Annotated in this window: 16 protein-coding genes; 8 read left to right on the plus strand and 8 right to left on the minus strand. The window is 59.4% G+C overall.

Annotated elements, in window-relative coordinates; genetic code table 11:
• Positions 1 to 17 precede the first annotated feature (17 nt).
• The 3 genes from EEB11_RS17015 (at position 18) to EEB11_RS17025 (ending at position 3,012) form a co-directional block, all read left to right on the plus strand.
• On the plus strand, positions 18 to 1,046 hold the full coding sequence (locus tag EEB11_RS17015) for a TRAP transporter substrate-binding protein (protein WP_135433414.1): 1,029 nt from the start codon (positions 18 to 20) through the stop codon (positions 1,044 to 1,046).
• 86 nt (positions 1,047 to 1,132) lie between these two features.
• Positions 1,133 to 2,425 (plus strand): TRAP transporter large permease, encoded by a 1,293-nt coding sequence (locus EEB11_RS17020; RefSeq protein WP_135433416.1) that lies wholly within the window; start codon positions 1,133 to 1,135, stop codon positions 2,423 to 2,425.
• A 2-nt stretch (positions 2,426 to 2,427) separates the two neighbouring features.
• Complete coding sequence (locus tag EEB11_RS17025) at positions 2,428 to 3,012, plus strand: TRAP transporter small permease (RefSeq protein WP_135433418.1); 585 nt, start codon at positions 2,428 to 2,430, stop codon at positions 3,010 to 3,012.
• Between the two features lie 3 nt (positions 3,013 to 3,015).
• Here the strand turns inward: EEB11_RS17025 and EEB11_RS17030 are convergent, their stop codons facing one another.
• Entirely contained in the window at positions 3,016 to 3,348 is a 333-nt protein-coding gene (locus tag EEB11_RS17030; RefSeq protein ID WP_135433420.1) for a hypothetical protein, read from the minus strand.
• 115 nt (positions 3,349 to 3,463) lie between these two features.
• Between EEB11_RS17030 and EEB11_RS17035 the strand changes: the two genes are divergently transcribed.
• From EEB11_RS17035 to EEB11_RS17045, 3 genes are read left to right on the plus strand one after another with little or no spacing between them, the layout of a single operon-like run.
• Positions 3,464 to 4,294: an alpha/beta fold hydrolase gene (locus EEB11_RS17035; RefSeq protein ID WP_135433422.1), complete on the plus strand. Its 831-nt coding sequence runs from the start codon at positions 3,464 to 3,466 to the stop codon at positions 4,292 to 4,294.
• A gap of 3 nt (positions 4,295 to 4,297) precedes the next feature.
• On the plus strand, positions 4,298 to 5,236 hold the full coding sequence (locus EEB11_RS17040) for an aldo/keto reductase (RefSeq protein ID WP_135433424.1): 939 nt from the start codon (positions 4,298 to 4,300) through the stop codon (positions 5,234 to 5,236).
• A gap of 11 nt (positions 5,237 to 5,247) precedes the next feature.
• Positions 5,248 to 5,586 (plus strand): putative antibiotic biosynthesis monooxygenase, encoded by a 339-nt coding sequence (locus EEB11_RS17045; protein ID WP_135433426.1) that lies wholly within the window; start codon positions 5,248 to 5,250, stop codon positions 5,584 to 5,586.
• Positions 5,587 to 5,596: 10 nt separating this feature from the next.
• Here EEB11_RS17045 and EEB11_RS17050 read toward each other — a convergent pair whose 3' ends face one another.
• The 4 genes from EEB11_RS17050 to EEB11_RS17065 all read right to left on the minus strand — a co-directional run bounded on the left by EEB11_RS17050 (position 5,597) and on the right by EEB11_RS17065 (position 8,869).
• Positions 5,597 to 6,586, minus strand: coding sequence for a LacI family DNA-binding transcriptional regulator (locus EEB11_RS17050; protein ID WP_245298964.1), 990 nt, complete (start codon positions 6,584 to 6,586; stop codon positions 5,597 to 5,599).
• A 143-nt stretch (positions 6,587 to 6,729) separates the two neighbouring features.
• Positions 6,730 to 7,617: an NAD(P)-dependent oxidoreductase gene (locus EEB11_RS17055; RefSeq protein ID WP_135433430.1), complete on the minus strand. Its 888-nt coding sequence runs from the start codon at positions 7,615 to 7,617 to the stop codon at positions 6,730 to 6,732.
• Complete coding sequence (locus EEB11_RS17060) at positions 7,614 to 8,111, minus strand: gluconokinase (RefSeq protein WP_245298965.1); 498 nt, start codon at positions 8,109 to 8,111, stop codon at positions 7,614 to 7,616. Before EEB11_RS17060 ends, EEB11_RS17055 begins: the two co-directional genes overlap by 4 nt.
• A complete protein-coding gene (locus EEB11_RS17065) occupies positions 8,108 to 8,869 on the minus strand; it encodes an SDR family oxidoreductase (RefSeq protein ID WP_135433432.1) in 762 nt (253 codons plus the stop codon). Before EEB11_RS17065 ends, EEB11_RS17060 begins: the two co-directional genes overlap by 4 nt.
• A gap of 101 nt (positions 8,870 to 8,970) precedes the next feature.
• Here EEB11_RS17065 and EEB11_RS17070 point away from each other — a divergent pair, with 101 nt between their 5' ends.
• Both EEB11_RS17070 and EEB11_RS17075 read left to right on the plus strand, forming a co-directional pair.
• Entirely contained in the window at positions 8,971 to 9,936 is a 966-nt protein-coding gene (locus EEB11_RS17070; RefSeq protein WP_245298966.1) for a 2-hydroxyacid dehydrogenase, read from the plus strand.
• A 2-nt stretch (positions 9,937 to 9,938) separates the two neighbouring features.
• Complete coding sequence (locus tag EEB11_RS17075; RefSeq protein ID WP_135433436.1) at positions 9,939 to 10,970, plus strand: L-idonate 5-dehydrogenase; 1,032 nt, start codon at positions 9,939 to 9,941, stop codon at positions 10,968 to 10,970.
• 92 nt (positions 10,971 to 11,062) lie between these two features.
• Here the strand turns inward: EEB11_RS17075 and EEB11_RS20065 are convergent, their stop codons facing one another.
• From EEB11_RS20065 to EEB11_RS17090, 3 genes are all read right to left on the minus strand, one after another.
• Positions 11,063 to 11,404: an NUDIX hydrolase gene (locus tag EEB11_RS20065; RefSeq protein ID WP_245298967.1), complete on the minus strand. Its 342-nt coding sequence runs from the start codon at positions 11,402 to 11,404 to the stop codon at positions 11,063 to 11,065.
• Positions 11,296 to 11,667 carry an NUDIX hydrolase gene (locus EEB11_RS20365; RefSeq protein WP_354002106.1) on the minus strand — a complete coding sequence of 124 codons (372 nt, stop codon included), beginning with the start codon at positions 11,665 to 11,667 and terminating at the stop codon, positions 11,296 to 11,298. Before EEB11_RS20365 ends, EEB11_RS20065 begins: the two co-directional genes overlap by 109 nt.
• A gap of 822 nt (positions 11,668 to 12,489) precedes the next feature.
• Complete coding sequence (locus EEB11_RS17090; protein ID WP_135433438.1) at positions 12,490 to 14,340, minus strand: ABC-F family ATP-binding cassette domain-containing protein; 1,851 nt, start codon at positions 14,338 to 14,340, stop codon at positions 12,490 to 12,492.
• Between the last annotated feature and the right edge of the window lie 165 nt (positions 14,341 to 14,505).

Raw genomic sequence — 14,505 nt, forward strand, 5'->3', positions numbered from 1 at the left:
ATCAGGGAGGATGACCGATGAAATTCACCACACTCTTGAACCGGACAGGGGCCGCACTTGCGATCTCTGTGGCCATGGCCACAACTGCGCTCGCGCAGATTCAGATGACGTACGCCCATTCCGAAAATCCCAGCGCGACCATCGCGGCAGAAGCCTTCAAAACCTTGGTTGAAGGTCGGTCGGGCGGCGAACTGAGTGTCAACCTTGTCTTTCATGGTGCCCTTGGCGATGATCGCGACGTGGTCGATCAGCTGACGCTTGGTGAACTCGAAATGTATGTTCCGGGCATCCATGGGCTAAATGCCATCGCCCCAAACTTTCAGTTGTTCGATGCACCCTATCTGTTCACAAACCGCCGCGAGTTTTACGCGTTGATGACAGATCCGGAGTTTGTCAGCTATGTGCGGACACATCTGCTGGAAAAATCAAACAATCAGATCCGGTTCATGGGCGCGGCAGAAAACTCGCTTCGCAATCTGTATTCTAAAGCCGGTCCGATCCGTCTGCCGTCTGATCTGGGCACTACCAAACTGCGCGTGTCGCCTGGTCCGCTGAACATCGCACTTTGGGAAGGTCTGGGGATCGGCAGCGTTGTCGGGCTGTCCGGATCCGAGCGCAATCAGGCGCTTCAGACCGGCATCATCGATGCCGTTGAAGGAAGTCTTTCGGGGGCTGCAGGCGCTGGCCACCTCGACATCCTGAACAACATCTCAATGACCGGGCATAGCTACTCCTACATGGGATATATCCTGAACAATGCCTTTTACGAGGGCCTGTCACCGGAACTGCAATCGGTGCTGGATGAAGCAATCTATTTGTCGATCATCATCCAGAACGGCGCTGCGATCACCGAAGAGCAAGAGGCTTTGAAGCTGGCACAGGCCAATGGCAACACGGTTACCGTGCTGACAGACGAAGAGCTCGCCCAGTGGCAAGCACTTGCCTTCCCGATCGGACAACAGTTCATCGCACAGGAACTTGACGCAGACTTTGCCGAAGCTGCCTTTGCAGCGTTGGAACGTATTCGCGCCAGCTACGCAAAGTAATCAAGCCCGCGTGTCGCAGCTGTGGCCCGGCATGTTTGCCGGGCCTGATGCACACGTGAACAGCCCAAACAGGAAGGTCCGCCACCGTGATCGTCTTCATTATGATTGTCGCCCTGATCGTCGGCGTGATGATCGGACTGCCCATCTTTGCCGCGATGGGTCTGTCCACCTTGGTCCACTATCTTGACACAGGGCGTGAATCCACGCTTCTGATCTTGAACCAAAGAATGTTTAACGGCCTGACGTCCTTTACTTTTCTGGCCGTGCCAATGTTCATCCTTGCGGGTGAGCTCATGGTGCGCGGCCAACTGATCGACAAACTGCTGGACGTGGCCCGCGTCTTTGTCGGTCACTTCCGTGGCGGCCTTGCACAGGTAAACATCCTGTCCAGCGTGTTCTTTGCCGGCATCTCCGGTTCCGGTCAGGCGGATATTGCCGCTATGGGGTCAACCATTATGCCCGCAATGATCAAGGACGGGTATCCAAGGGGATATGCCGCCGCGATCACCGCGCAATCTGCCACCTTGTCGCCAACCCTGCCACCCAGCATCGTGATGGTGATCTACGGTGCGGTGTTCGGTGTACCTGTGGCAGCCCTGTTCGCCGCCGGGATCTCTGTGGGAATCTTCATGGCGATTGCTTATATGGTGATGGCTTACTGGACCTGCCGCAAATACAACCTTCCCAAGCATCCGCGCGCCAACATGGCAGAGGTCATGTCCGCGCTGCGCGCCGGGGCCGTGACGCTTGGCTTGCCGCTCATCATCCTTGGCGGTATCTTTGGCGGTATCTTCACGACCGTCGAGGCTGCAGCCATCGCGGTGCTTTATGCAATCATCGCAACAATGGTGATATATCGGTCAGTCACAATCAGCGATCTTGGCAGCATCTTCGCCTCGGCAGCAGTGACCTCTGCGGCCGTGGTGGTGATTTCAGGTGTGGCGCTGTCATTTTCCTACATTGTCGCAGTGCAACACATCCCGCAGCAGATCCTTGACGCACTTCTTGCCTTTTCGGGCAATGAATATGTGGTGCTGGCAATGATCATTGTCGTGTTGTTGGTTGCAGGCATGTTTGTCGGACGCACCGCCAACATCCTGCTGTTCGGGCCGATCATCATTCCGATCTTCTATCAGTTCGGCTACGCGCCGGTTCACACAGGGCTGATCATCATCATCATTCTTGGCGTCGGCCACCTGACACCACCTGTCGGCGGTGCCATCCTGACGGCCTGTCTGATCGGCAAATGCTCAATGCCGGAAATGCTGAAATACATGTGGCCAATGATCATCCTTGAGGTGGTTCTGGCAATCCTGATCATCTTCATCCCTCAACTCAGCACTTTCCTGCCAACGTTCATGGAATTGGGAGGCGTATAGTCATGACAATGACCCAACCCGGACCGGCTCAGTCACACGGAGCCCTGCGCCGCGCATTCATCGCCTATGATCGGACCATGGGCGGGCTTGACCTGCTGTGCCGATGGGCGATCGGCCTCGCCCTTGGCGGTGCCTTCCTGCTTTTGGTGTTCCAGGTATTGGTGCGCTACGTCTTGCCCTTCCCCTTTCCATGGATCGAAGAGGCCGCGGTTTATCTTTGTGGCTACATCGCAATGATTGGCGCCGCGGTCTGCTTGCGGCAGGGCTTTCACCTTCAGGTTGATCTGCTACAGGACGCACTTGGCCCGCAGGCGCAATTTGTTCTGATCTTCATCCAGAACATCATCGTCATATTTTTCGGGTTGTTTCTGGTGAAATACGGCTACCGCTTTGTTATGCTCGGATGGGGGCAGACCAGCCCCTCCAGCTACTTTCTGGTATCCTACGCCCGCATGGCGATGCCGGTCGGCGGCGTGCTGATCATCCTCCAGGCTCTGGTGATGGGGGGGCGTGCGCTCTGTGGTCTGGCCGATGCGCGTCGCAACCCGCCGCACCCGCCAGCGGGTGGGCAGATCGTCGATGTATAAGGATCAGACCACACTACGTGTGAGCTTGCGATAGATTATGTGGTGGTGCTGCCCGACATAAAGCGGGCGCACCCGTTCCAGGGCCTGCATGGCAACCAGTCGGCGGGGCGAGGCCAATGCTTCGGCAATCGCCTCGCGGCTGGGATAGTCGATTTCCTGAACCAGAAAGATGTCGGTCAACCCGTCTTCTGACTCAATCGGGCGATAGACCCGGACGGCTTGGGCATAAAGCATCTGCGACCATGCCGGAATCAGGTGCTCTTCGACGGCCGCATAGAACTCTTCCTCCTTGCCGGGTTTTATCAGGCCTTTGAATATGGCGCTTCGCGTGTACATTCGCTTTCCCTTTCTCAATATTGGGGTGTCCTCGCACCGGAAGACTTGCCATTATGTTATCGATATCATACCATATTCCGAATGAAAAACGCTTAGTGAAAAGGACGTTGCATAGATGACTGCGACACCCATGCAGATGATTGAACTGGACGCTGAAAATGCGATCCACACCATTTATCATCCCCCCGGAGCCAAAGATCAGACCTTTGTTTTCCTGAACTCGATGGGTGCCACGACTGACGCGTGGGAAGCCAAGCTTGCGCCCATGCTGCGCGAGCAGGGCTATGGAACGCTCAGCTTCGATTACCGTGGGCAAGGCAAAACGCGCTATGGCGCGGACGCAAAGCTGGAGCCTGAAGAAATCATCAGCGATATCGTCGCGACGCTAAAGGCGGTGAAGCCCCGCCGTCCGGTGTTGGTCGGCCTGTCGATTGGCGGCCTGTTCGGCGCCCACGCGGTTTTGCGCGGCGCTCAGGCGGATGGGATTGTCTTCATCAACACCCTGCGCAAGGCGAATGCGCAAGTCGAATGGATCAACACGCTGGAGGCCCGGCTGATCGCCATGGGCGGGATGCCGTTGGTGCTGGATGTGCTGCGCCCTGTGCTGTCGGGCCGGGAAGAACTCGCGCGCCTCCGCCCGACCCATCTGCCGGCCGAAGGCTACACGCCATGGCCGCCCGAACATCCCCGCCGCCGTCTGGCCGAAGGTGTCAACAAGGCCGACTGGTCGCTGCCCTATGAACAGCTCACCCTGCCCACGCTTGTGCTGACCGGCCTGCACGACCGTCTGTTCCGCATTCAGGAAGATGTGGACGAGATCGTGGCGCGGCTGCCCGATGCAACGGTCGTGACCTATCCCGATGGCGGCCATTCGCTTCAGGCCGAATTTCCCGAGCGATTCATCGCCAACATCTCGGCCTTTGCCGGCCGTCTGAAAAAGGCCTGACCGATGGACAAGCGGCGACTGGCCGGAACCGATCTGGATGTCTCTGTCATCTGCTATGGGCCGATGCGGCTGGCACAAAGCCCGGATGACCCTGATCTGGGGCAACACCTTGCGGCGATGCATGCAGCTCTGGATCGTGGCGTAAATTTCATCCATTCCAGCTATGAATACGGCGTGCGCTGGATGATGCACGAAGTACTGAAAGATCATCCGAAACGACATGATCTGCTGCATGTCATCAAGGCACCGGTGCCCGACTGGGACGATGCCGATTTTGATCCGGTAAAGTTCGAAGCCAGAATTGATGAGGCGTTGCGTGACCTGTGCACTGACCGCATCGCCTTGGTACAATGGATGTGGCGCTGCCGACCGCATGACGAAGCCACCCGCCTCACGCGTCTTTCAGCCATAAAGGATTCCCTGACTGAAACCGTCCTGCGGTTGCAGGAAAAGGGCAAGCTGGGTCATCTCGGCTGCTTTCCATACTTTCCAGAAAGCGCCGCCGCGGCAATGAACGACCCAGCCCAGCGTGTTCTGATCGCCTATTACAACCCGCTCGAAACCGAAATGTCGCAGGTAATCGATAAGTTGCAGGCCGATGGGCGCGGGTTTCTGGCGATCCGACCGCTGTATGAGGGTGTCCTGACCGATCGGTATCCCACGCAGGCGGCCGTGCCTGCCGGGCACCGGCTGGCAGCAGCGAAATATGCCGACGCCTTTGCCTTTCGCGCGGCACTGGCAGAGGCGGTGCCCGAGGCCGCCACCGGCATGACCCGCTTTGCCGTCCGCTTTCCCCTGATGTCGCCGCATTGTGCCAGTGTCATCGTCGGCCTGTCCACCGCCGCGCAGGTTGCACAGATCTGCGACATGGCGCAGGGCGTGGCGGCAGATCCGGACACCGTGGCATGTGTCCGCGCGCTTTCTCAGCAGTCACCAATCTGAAAGGATATAAAATGTTCATCCGCTGCGCCTTCTTCCGGGGTGTGATCAAGCCGGGCCGCAAGGCAGAATTTGACGCGCATATTCAGGCCGAACTTGTGGCCCTCTGGACTCGCTTTCCTCATGTTCAGGAAGTGCGCGTCCTGCGGCAGGTCGAAAGTGACACCTCCGATCCGCATTTCGAGATGGTTCTGGCCATGCGCTTCCCCTCGCGTGAGGCGATCGCAGAAGCGCTGGACAGCAAGACCCGCTACGCCAGCCGCGAAGCCTCAAAACGGCTTTTTGAACTGTTCGATGGCGATGTCTTCCACACCGTCTTCAGCGCGGATGAATTTCCCCTGCCCGCCAGCTGACCCGGCGACCCTAGCGGCTGCTCTCGCGGATCGTCAGAACCGGCTCGATCCGCAGAGTGGCCGCATCAATCTGCCTTCCGTCCAGAACATCAAGGATCAAGGCTGCCGCTTTTGCGCCAATGTCGCGCGGAAACGGGTTGATGGTGGTCAGTGACGGAACTGAAACCGCGCCGATTTCATAGTCACCAAAGCCCGCAATCGAATATCGGCCGGGCACACCAATGCCCCGGCGTTGACACTCGGTCACCGCACCAAAAGCTGAGAGGTCGGAAACACAGATAACGGCCTCGGTGTCGGGCATCGTGTCGATCAGGCGTCCCATGGCCTTGGCCCCTTCGCGCATTGAAATTGGCGGCGGGCCGGCCGCGATCAGTCGGGAAACGGACAGACCGTGTGCCTGCATGGCTGCGATAAAGCCCGCCCGTCGATCCGTGCCACGGGTGTCCCGATCAGCGTCACCACCGATGAACGCAATCCTGGTCAGCCCCTGCGTCACGAAGTGATCAACCATTCCGCGCACCGCCGCCGCATTCGAAAACCCAACGACATGCCCGATGGGCGCTTCCGGCAAATCCCAGGTTTCTATCACCGGAATAGACGCATTGCCCAGCAGCCGCCGGGCACGCTCCGTATGCCGCCCCCCGGTCACCACAATGGCCCCCGGCCTGCGCCTGAGCAATTGCTCGATCAGGCGCTCTTCTTCATGGATATCATAATTTGTATACCCCAGAAGGATCTGAAGCTGCCGCGCCTTCAACCCCTCGGTCAGGCCAGCAACAGTATCGGCAAAGTTGGCGTTGTTGATCGAAGGGATGGTGACAGCCACAAAATCGCTTTTCTGCGAGCGAAGATTGGAGGCCGTGCTGTCCAGCACATATCCAAGCGACTCCGCAGCGGCGAGGATTTTAGACCGCGTCTCTTCGCTGACCGCGCTGTCACTTTTGAACGCGCGGCTGACCGTCATCGGAGAGACATCGGCAGCGAGGGCGATATCTGCCATGGTGGGAGATCTGCGAACCGGTTTCATGGCGAGTAAATCACGGAAGCAACGCTTTCTATTAAAAAGTGAACCTATCTCGACACTGTGAAAATGGTGAGTTCAAGCCCTTCACCGCCATCTATACCGACGAAGCCGTTTGCATGCTACGAAACCGACACAAGCGGTGGACCCTTGAAAAACTCCATCAGCGCCGCTTGATCTTCGCCACCCAGACCCGCCACTGTCAAAAGCCGGTGCACCTCGGCGCAGATGGCCGTCAGGGGCATCGGAGTATGCGTCAGCCGCGCCAGATCCTGCGCGCCGTTCAGATCTTTCACCATGTTGTCGATGCGTCCCGTGCGCCGGTAGTCGCGGGCGACATATCGTGGCATGTATTCCTGCAGGATCGCGCTGTCGGCACGCCCTCCCTTCAACGCCTGCGGAATGCGCGCGGCATCTACGCCGGCCGCTTCCGCTAGCGCTGTCGCTTCGGCCACCGCAAGAAAGTTCAGCCCGCACAACACCTGATTGATCAGCTTGGTCGTTTGCCCGGCACCCGCTGGCCCCATATGCGTCTGGTTCGAGGCCACTTTCGCCAACACAGCCTGTGCGTCCGCGACATCTTCCGACGCGCCGCCCTGCATCAGGGTCAACTCGCCGGTCGCGGCCTTGGGAATGCCGCCAGAAAGCGGGCTGTCTACCCAGCGAAGGCCCTTTTCAGCAGCATCCGACGCCAGCGCCTTGGTCGATTCCGGGTCGATCGACGACATGTCGATGATCAGGCACCCCTTGTCTGCGCCTTCTGCCACCCCTGCAGCACCAAACACCACCGCACGCACAATGCGCGATGCGTTCAGGCTGAGGATCACGGCCCTGGCCCCCCGCGCCGCCTCCGCAGCACTTTTCGCCGACTTGGCACCCAAAGCGACCATCGCCGCGACTTTTTCGGCATCAAGATCAAACACTACCAGAGGACTGCCGGTTTGCACCAACCGCGTCCCGATGGCCCCGCCCATCGCGCCTGCCCCGATCAGGGCCACATGTCCGCTCATCCCGTCCTCCGTTCCAGTTCCGCCAGTATCCGCGACACAAGCGCGTTCAAAGGCTGGTCAATATTCACCGAAATCGCCTCATCGGCGCTTGGGGGTTCCAAGGCAGCGAACTGACTGTCCAATAGGGACAACGGCATGTAATGCCCCGCCCGTTCTGCCATTCGGGCCGCAATCAGGTCGCGACTTCCCTCCAGATGAACGAATGTGACCGGCCCGCCTGCCCCGGCCCTGATCCGGTCGCGATAGGCCCGTTTCAGCGCCGAGCAGCCGATGATCAACGCTCCGTCACGCGCGAGCTCTGCGGCAACCAGATCCAGCCAGGGCCAGCGATCGGCATCGGTTAGGGCAATGCCCTGCCGCATCTTCTCGACATTCGCTGTCGGATGCAGTTCATCCCCGTCGAGATAGGGGCGGCCAACGCGTTGCGCCATTTCCTCCCCCACCGAGGTTTTGCCGCACCCGGCCACCCCCATCAGAACGAGCCGCTGGATCACAGCGAGGCCGTGATGCCGCCGTCCACATAAAGGACATGGCCGTTGACAAAGCTGGATGCGCCCGATGACAGGAAGACACAGGCCCCCACCAACTCCTCGACCTTGCCCCAACGCCCCGCAGGTGTGCGCTTTTCAAGCCAGGACGAAAACTCCGGGTCAGCAACCAACGCCGCGTTCAGCGGCGTGTCAAAGTATCCCGGTGCGATGGCATTGCAGTTCAGCCCGTGTCTCGCCCAGTCCGTTGCCATACCTTTGGTCAGGTTGCCAACGGCACCCTTGGTCGCGGTGTAAGGCGCGATGCCGGGCCGGGCGAGCGCCGTCTGAACGCTGGCAATGTTGATGATCTTGCCCGCGCCGCGCCCGATCATGTGCCGCGCCACCGCCTGCCCGACATGGAAGACCGAGGCGATGTTGGTCTGAAGCAACCGCTCGAACGCATCGGCTGGGAAGTCTTCCAGCGGGCCACGATGTTGCATCCCGGCGTTGTTCACCAGAATGTCGATAGCACCGACCGACGACTCAAAGCCATCCACCGCCTTGCGCACCGAAGCATGATTGGTGGCGTCGAAAACCAGCTCTGATACCTCGGCCCCTTCGGTGCGGAGCGTTTTGGCCGCCGCTGCCAGTTTGGCAGCATCTCGCCCGTTCAGCACAATCTGCGCCCCGGCCTGCGCCAACCCGCGCGCCAACGCAAAGCCAATACCCTGCGACGATCCGGTAATGAGCGCCCGCTTTCCTGTCAGGTCGAACAAGGTCATCTGATTTTTCCTCCAGTTATCTCTCGACATTTGGCTGTCGTCGCGCTTATCGTCCCTGTATGTTATCGATAACACGTCGAGTCAAGAGAAGGGAGCGAGAAATGCCACAATCGGATCAGAGCCAAAAGCCCCACGTTCTGCAAGTGGGGTCGTATCCCGACTGGGATCAGCAGCCGCTGGACGCCGGGTTTCACATGCACCGCCTGTTCGACACATCCGACAAAGTGGCCTTGCTGGCAGAGGTCGGCCCGAACATTCGTGGCATCGCCACGCGCGGCGATCTGGGTGCGGGGGCGGATCTCATCAACGCCTGCCCCAACCTTGAAATCATCGTCGTCTACGGTGTCGGGTATGACGCTGTAGACATCGCCTTGTGCAAGTCGCGTGGCATCCGCGTCACCAACACCCCCGATGTGCTGACCCGCGACGTGGCCGATTACGGTGTCGCCATGATGTTGTGCCACGGTCGCCGCCTGATCGATGCGCAGAACTGGGTGCACAGCGGCGACTGGTCAGCCAAGGGCATGTTCCCGCTCACCAAGCGGGTGCATCAGGCCCGCGCGGGCATCCTTGGACTGGGGCGGATCGGCTATGAGGTCGCCCGACGCCTCTCCGGCTTCGACATGGATATCGCCTACAGCGACATTGGCCCCAAGGATTTTGCCAAAGACTGGACGTTTGAACCAGACCCCGTCGCCCTTGCTCGCAGGTCGGACTATCTGTTCGTGACGCTGGCGGCATCGGCAGAGACCCGGCACATCGTGGGCCGCGACGTGATCGACGCGGTCGGACCCGAAGGCATGATCATCAACATCAGCCGCGCGTCCAACATCGACGAGTCGGCACTTCTGGATGCACTGGAGTCGGGTCGCCTGGGCTCTGCGGCATTGGATGTGTTCGAGGGCGAGCCTGCGCTCAACCCGCGCTTTCTCAAACTGCAGAATGTGCTTTTGCAACCGCACGCGGCCTCTGGCACCGTTCAGACACGCAAGGCGATGGGCCAGATGATGCGTGACAATCTGACGGCCCATTTTGCAGGCCAGCCTTTGCCAAGCGCGGTGGTGTGACCATGAAAAGCATCGTCATTCACGCCGCACGCGACCTGCGCATCGAAGAGCACGCCGCCGAACAGCCCGGACCCGGACAGGTGGCCATCGCCCTCGCCGCAGGCGGGATCTGCGGATCGGACCTGCATTATTTCAACCATGGTGGCTTTGGGGCGATCCGGCTGCGCGAGCCGATGATCCTCGGCCATGAGGTCGCCGGACATGTGTCTGCCATCGGTCCGAACGTCACCGGGCTTTCCGTCGGGCAACTCGTTGCCGTGTCGCCGTCGCGTCCCTGTGGTGCGTGTCGATATTGTCTGGAAGGTCTACCGAACCATTGCCTGAACATGCGGTTCTATGGTTCGGCCATGCCTATCCCTCATATTCAGGGTGCGTTCCGGGAAACACTCGTTGCGGATGTTGCGCAATGCAGCGACGCGACCGGTCTTTCACCGGGCGAGGCTGCGATGGCCGAACCGCTGGCCGTGACACTCCACGCAACCGCCCGCGCAGGCGGAATGCTTGGCAAATCCGTGCTGGTCACCGGCTGCGGGCCAATCGGAATTCTGTCGATCATCGCCGCCCGCCGCGCCGGGGCTGACAGGATCGTGGCAACGGACCTTTCCGACTTCACGCTCGATATGGCCCGGCGCGTCGGCGCGGATGAGACGGTGAACATGGCCACCGCGCCGGATGGTCTGTCTCGCTATGCCGAGGGCAAGGGCACCTTCGACGTGCTTTACGAATGCTCGGGTGCCGCGCCCGCCCTTGCGGCCGGCATCAGTGCGATGCGTCCACGCGGGGTGATCCTGCAACTGGGCCTTGGCGGAGACATGTCCCTTCCGATGATGGCAATCACGGCAAAAGAACTCGATCTGCGGGGGTCGTTCCGGTTTCATCCCGAATTCGCAACCGGCGTCAGCCTGATGCAAAAGGGGCTGATCGACGTCAAACCGCTCATCACCCACACCATGCCTTTGGATGAGGCGGAGCAGGCATTTCTTCTCGCCGGAGACCGGGGTCAAGCCATCAAGGTTCAGATCAGCTTCAACTGAAGGGTGCTGCAACGTGTTTCCGGGCATTCTGCTGACGCTAATCACCCAAGGACCGGACATCCCCACCCCGCCGACCCTCGGTCAGAGCCGGGCTATGCGGCCCTTGCCAAATCGTTCGACAGTTCTTCGAGCATGAAGGTTTCACGCAGGATCGACAGGCCCATGGTGGCCTCAAGGCGCTGCATCACCCCCCGGTTGTGGGCAATGGCCTCGTCCATATCCACCCAGACCGGCCGCATCCCGTTGGCTTTTTCGTAGTCTTCCATATTCGTGGAACGTAATTCAGCATCAATGTCACAGAAATAGAAGTGAGATGTCATATGCATTAAATCAAAGCCCGGCTGCCAATGCGGCCGCAGTTCCTCGATATAGCCATAGTTGCGCTGCACGCGGACATTGCTGGCACCTGTTTCCTCTGACAGTTCGCGGCGCAACNACCTGTTTCCTCTGACAGTTCGCGGCGCAACCCGTCGATCAAATTTTCTCCGTCGGCGACGCCGCCGCCCGGGAAACTGAAGTCGTTATAGCGCTCGGTGAATAGCAGCAGGATCGACCTCTCGCGCAAAACGATACCGCGCGCCGCACGTCTGGTAAGGATCGCACCCGTCGTGGTCTTTACGTCAGGATGTACGAGCTTCTTGATCAGTCTCATTGCATCCATCTCCGTTGTGACACTGCCCGCACCATTGCCACTCATCGGAACGCTGCCAAAAGTAAATCACGGACGAGATGCCTGTTTAATAAGGCAAGCTGCATGGAAAAGCTATAGTCTGCATATCCACGAGCCTATACCCCGACTTCACGCTTACATATCTCATTTATCTGCCAGTCGGTTACCGCATCCGCTGGCATGCCGACAACGATGCACCAGAACCGCCGAGAACGAAGACAGTTCAGGCCCGGTGCGCAGGCGCGGATTGTAATGGTGCAACGTCACCGTGGGCGCCGGCACGATCCCCATTTTGTAGACGTTCCAAGGTCGGTCGCAGGGCGGAAATGCGTCCTCGCAGACGATCTTGCAGGCTAAATGAACATCAAGTCGCAAAATTTGCCACGATTTGTAGCTGTTGGAACAAGAAATCGCGGGGCTTCGGGCGCCTTTGCCGTAGGCTCGGTCCCAAGCGGGTTTACCGTTCCAGAAGCCCAGACTGGACAGGGTTCCGGATTCGGACACGACAGGTGGCGCGGATGAAGGAACTTAGAGGCCATCGACCTCCGCCAAGCCCACACTGGAAACTTCGAGAAACACGGAGTTGGTTACAAATGTCTCGTTCTGCGCCAGAAAATGCCTTTAGTGACGTGGGTGTCCGTGCGCCGTGAAAGGTTTGAAATACCAGCCCGATGTTGCGGGCAAATTTTCGTGTTACGCGAAGCATCAAAAATAGGTCGCGGCTGCCGCCGCGTGTTGGCTTTTCCAGAACGACGCCAGCCGTATTTTCGCACAGGTTCGGCCATCTTTGTAAACTCTTGCAGGTCGAGTAGCGGGCCTGAACGGTGTCACCGCGCCAGGACCAAACACCTACTGCGCCAGGGCCTGCTCCAGTTTTTCCATTGCTTTGGTCCAAAGGGCTTCGCCCCGGTCAAGACCATCCATGACTTCAGCGTATTTCTTCTGCCAGGTTTCGGCTTGCGCCCCCATGTCGGGCTCATAGAGGCCGGGATCGGACAGTTTTACCGCCAACTGGTCGCGCATCTTGTTCAGCTTGGTCAAACGCGTCTCGCATTTGCGCACCTCTGCCCGCAAGGCGATGATCTCGTCGCGTGAGATACGGACAGGTGGGGCAGTTTTCGGCTTTTCGGTAGGCACGACAGGCGGATGCAGCATCTGCGCGCGATAGTCTTCCAGATCATCCTCATACGGGGCAACCGTCCCGCCTTGCACAAGCCAGAGCCGGTCTGCGACCAGCCCCAGCAGATGCATGTCATGGCTGACAAGGATGATTGCACCGGTATATTGTGTAAGCGCCTCAACGAGTGCATCCCGGCCCTCGATGTCGAGATGGTTGGTCGGCTCATCAAGGATCAGAATATGCGGCGCGTCCAGTGTGGCAAGCAGCAGCGACAACCTCGCCTTTTCGCCACCGGACAACTGCATGGCAGTCGTTTCGACTTGATTTGCCGTCAGGCCAAAGCTGGCCAGCCTGGACCGTGCCCATGCCTGGCTGGCCTCGGGGCGCGCCATGGTCACGTGCTGCAATGGCGTTGCATCCGGATAAAGTTCGTCAATCTGATGCTGCGCGAAGTATCCGACGCGCAGCTTGGTGGCACGGGTCACGGTGCCGGCGCAGGGCGTCAGTTTCTCGGCCAGAAGTTTGGCGAGTGTCGATTTGCCCTCACCATTCCGGCCCAGCAAAGCAATGCGGTCATCCTGATCAATCCTCAGATGCAGGCGCTGCAATACTGGCGGGCCACCGTAGCCGACGGCGGCACCGTCAAGATTGACGATAGGCGGTGACAAGGCTTCGGGTTCGGGAAAAATCAGACCCGGAACTTTCAGGCTGTCAGGCATCGCAACGGCGGTCATCCGCTCCAGCATCTTCACGCGCGATTGCGCCTGCTTGGCCTTGTTTGCCTGATAACGAAAGCGGTCCACAAAGCCCTGCAAATGCGCGCGGCGCTCCTCGTATTTGCGGGCCTGCGCGGTTTGCACCGCGCGCTGTTCCATCCTTTGCCGTGCAAACTGGTCATACGGGCCCTGGAAATATGTCAGCTTCCGATCCTCGACATGCAGGATGGCCCCGACCGCATTGTTCAGCAAAGCACGGTCATGGCTGATGATGATGACCGTATGCGGATAACTTTGCAGATAGTTTTCCAGCCAGAACGTGCCTTCGAGATCAAGATAGTTTGTCGGCTCATCCAGCAACGGCAGATGAGGCTGTGCAAACAGGATACCCGCGAGCGCGACCCGCATCCGCCAGCCGCCGGAGAACTCCGAACAGGCACGGTGCTGCGCCTGCGCATCAAAACCCAATCCTTTCAGGATCGCGCTGGCCCGCGCCTCGGCCGACCATGCATCAATGTCGGCGAGCCGAGTCTGCACGTTGGCAATGCGCATGGGATCGGTCGCGGTTTCCGCTTCGGCCATGAGGGCCGCACGCTCGGTATCCGCGTCCAACACCGTGTCGAGCAATGACCGCGCGCTCGACGGCACCTCCTGATCGACGCAGCCGATGCGGCAGTTGGCGGGCAGATCAATCTGACCGCTCTCAAGGGGCAGTTCCCCCCGTATCAAGCGGAACAAAGTGGTCTTGCCCGTCCCGTTGCGCCCCACCAGACCAACCTTATGGCCCGTCGGTATATCGGCTGAAGCCTCGTGAAACAAAGGCACGCCACCGATCGCATAAGTTGTCGCGGAGATTGTGAGCATAGGTATTGGTCACAGATCGCGCGGCAAAGCTCAATCACTACGGTTTGTACGCGACATCAACCCGATGCTGATTATGCTCGTGATCGCGCAGACCTATTGATCTGCGGTTGATGACCCCGCTCGGTTTACCTGATCGAAGAAAGGCGGGCCATAGGTCGGCCCGGC

This window comes from Pseudotabrizicola sediminis, assembly GCF_004745575.1.
GTDB classification, from domain to species: domain Bacteria; phylum Pseudomonadota; class Alphaproteobacteria; order Rhodobacterales; family Rhodobacteraceae; genus Pseudotabrizicola; species Pseudotabrizicola sediminis.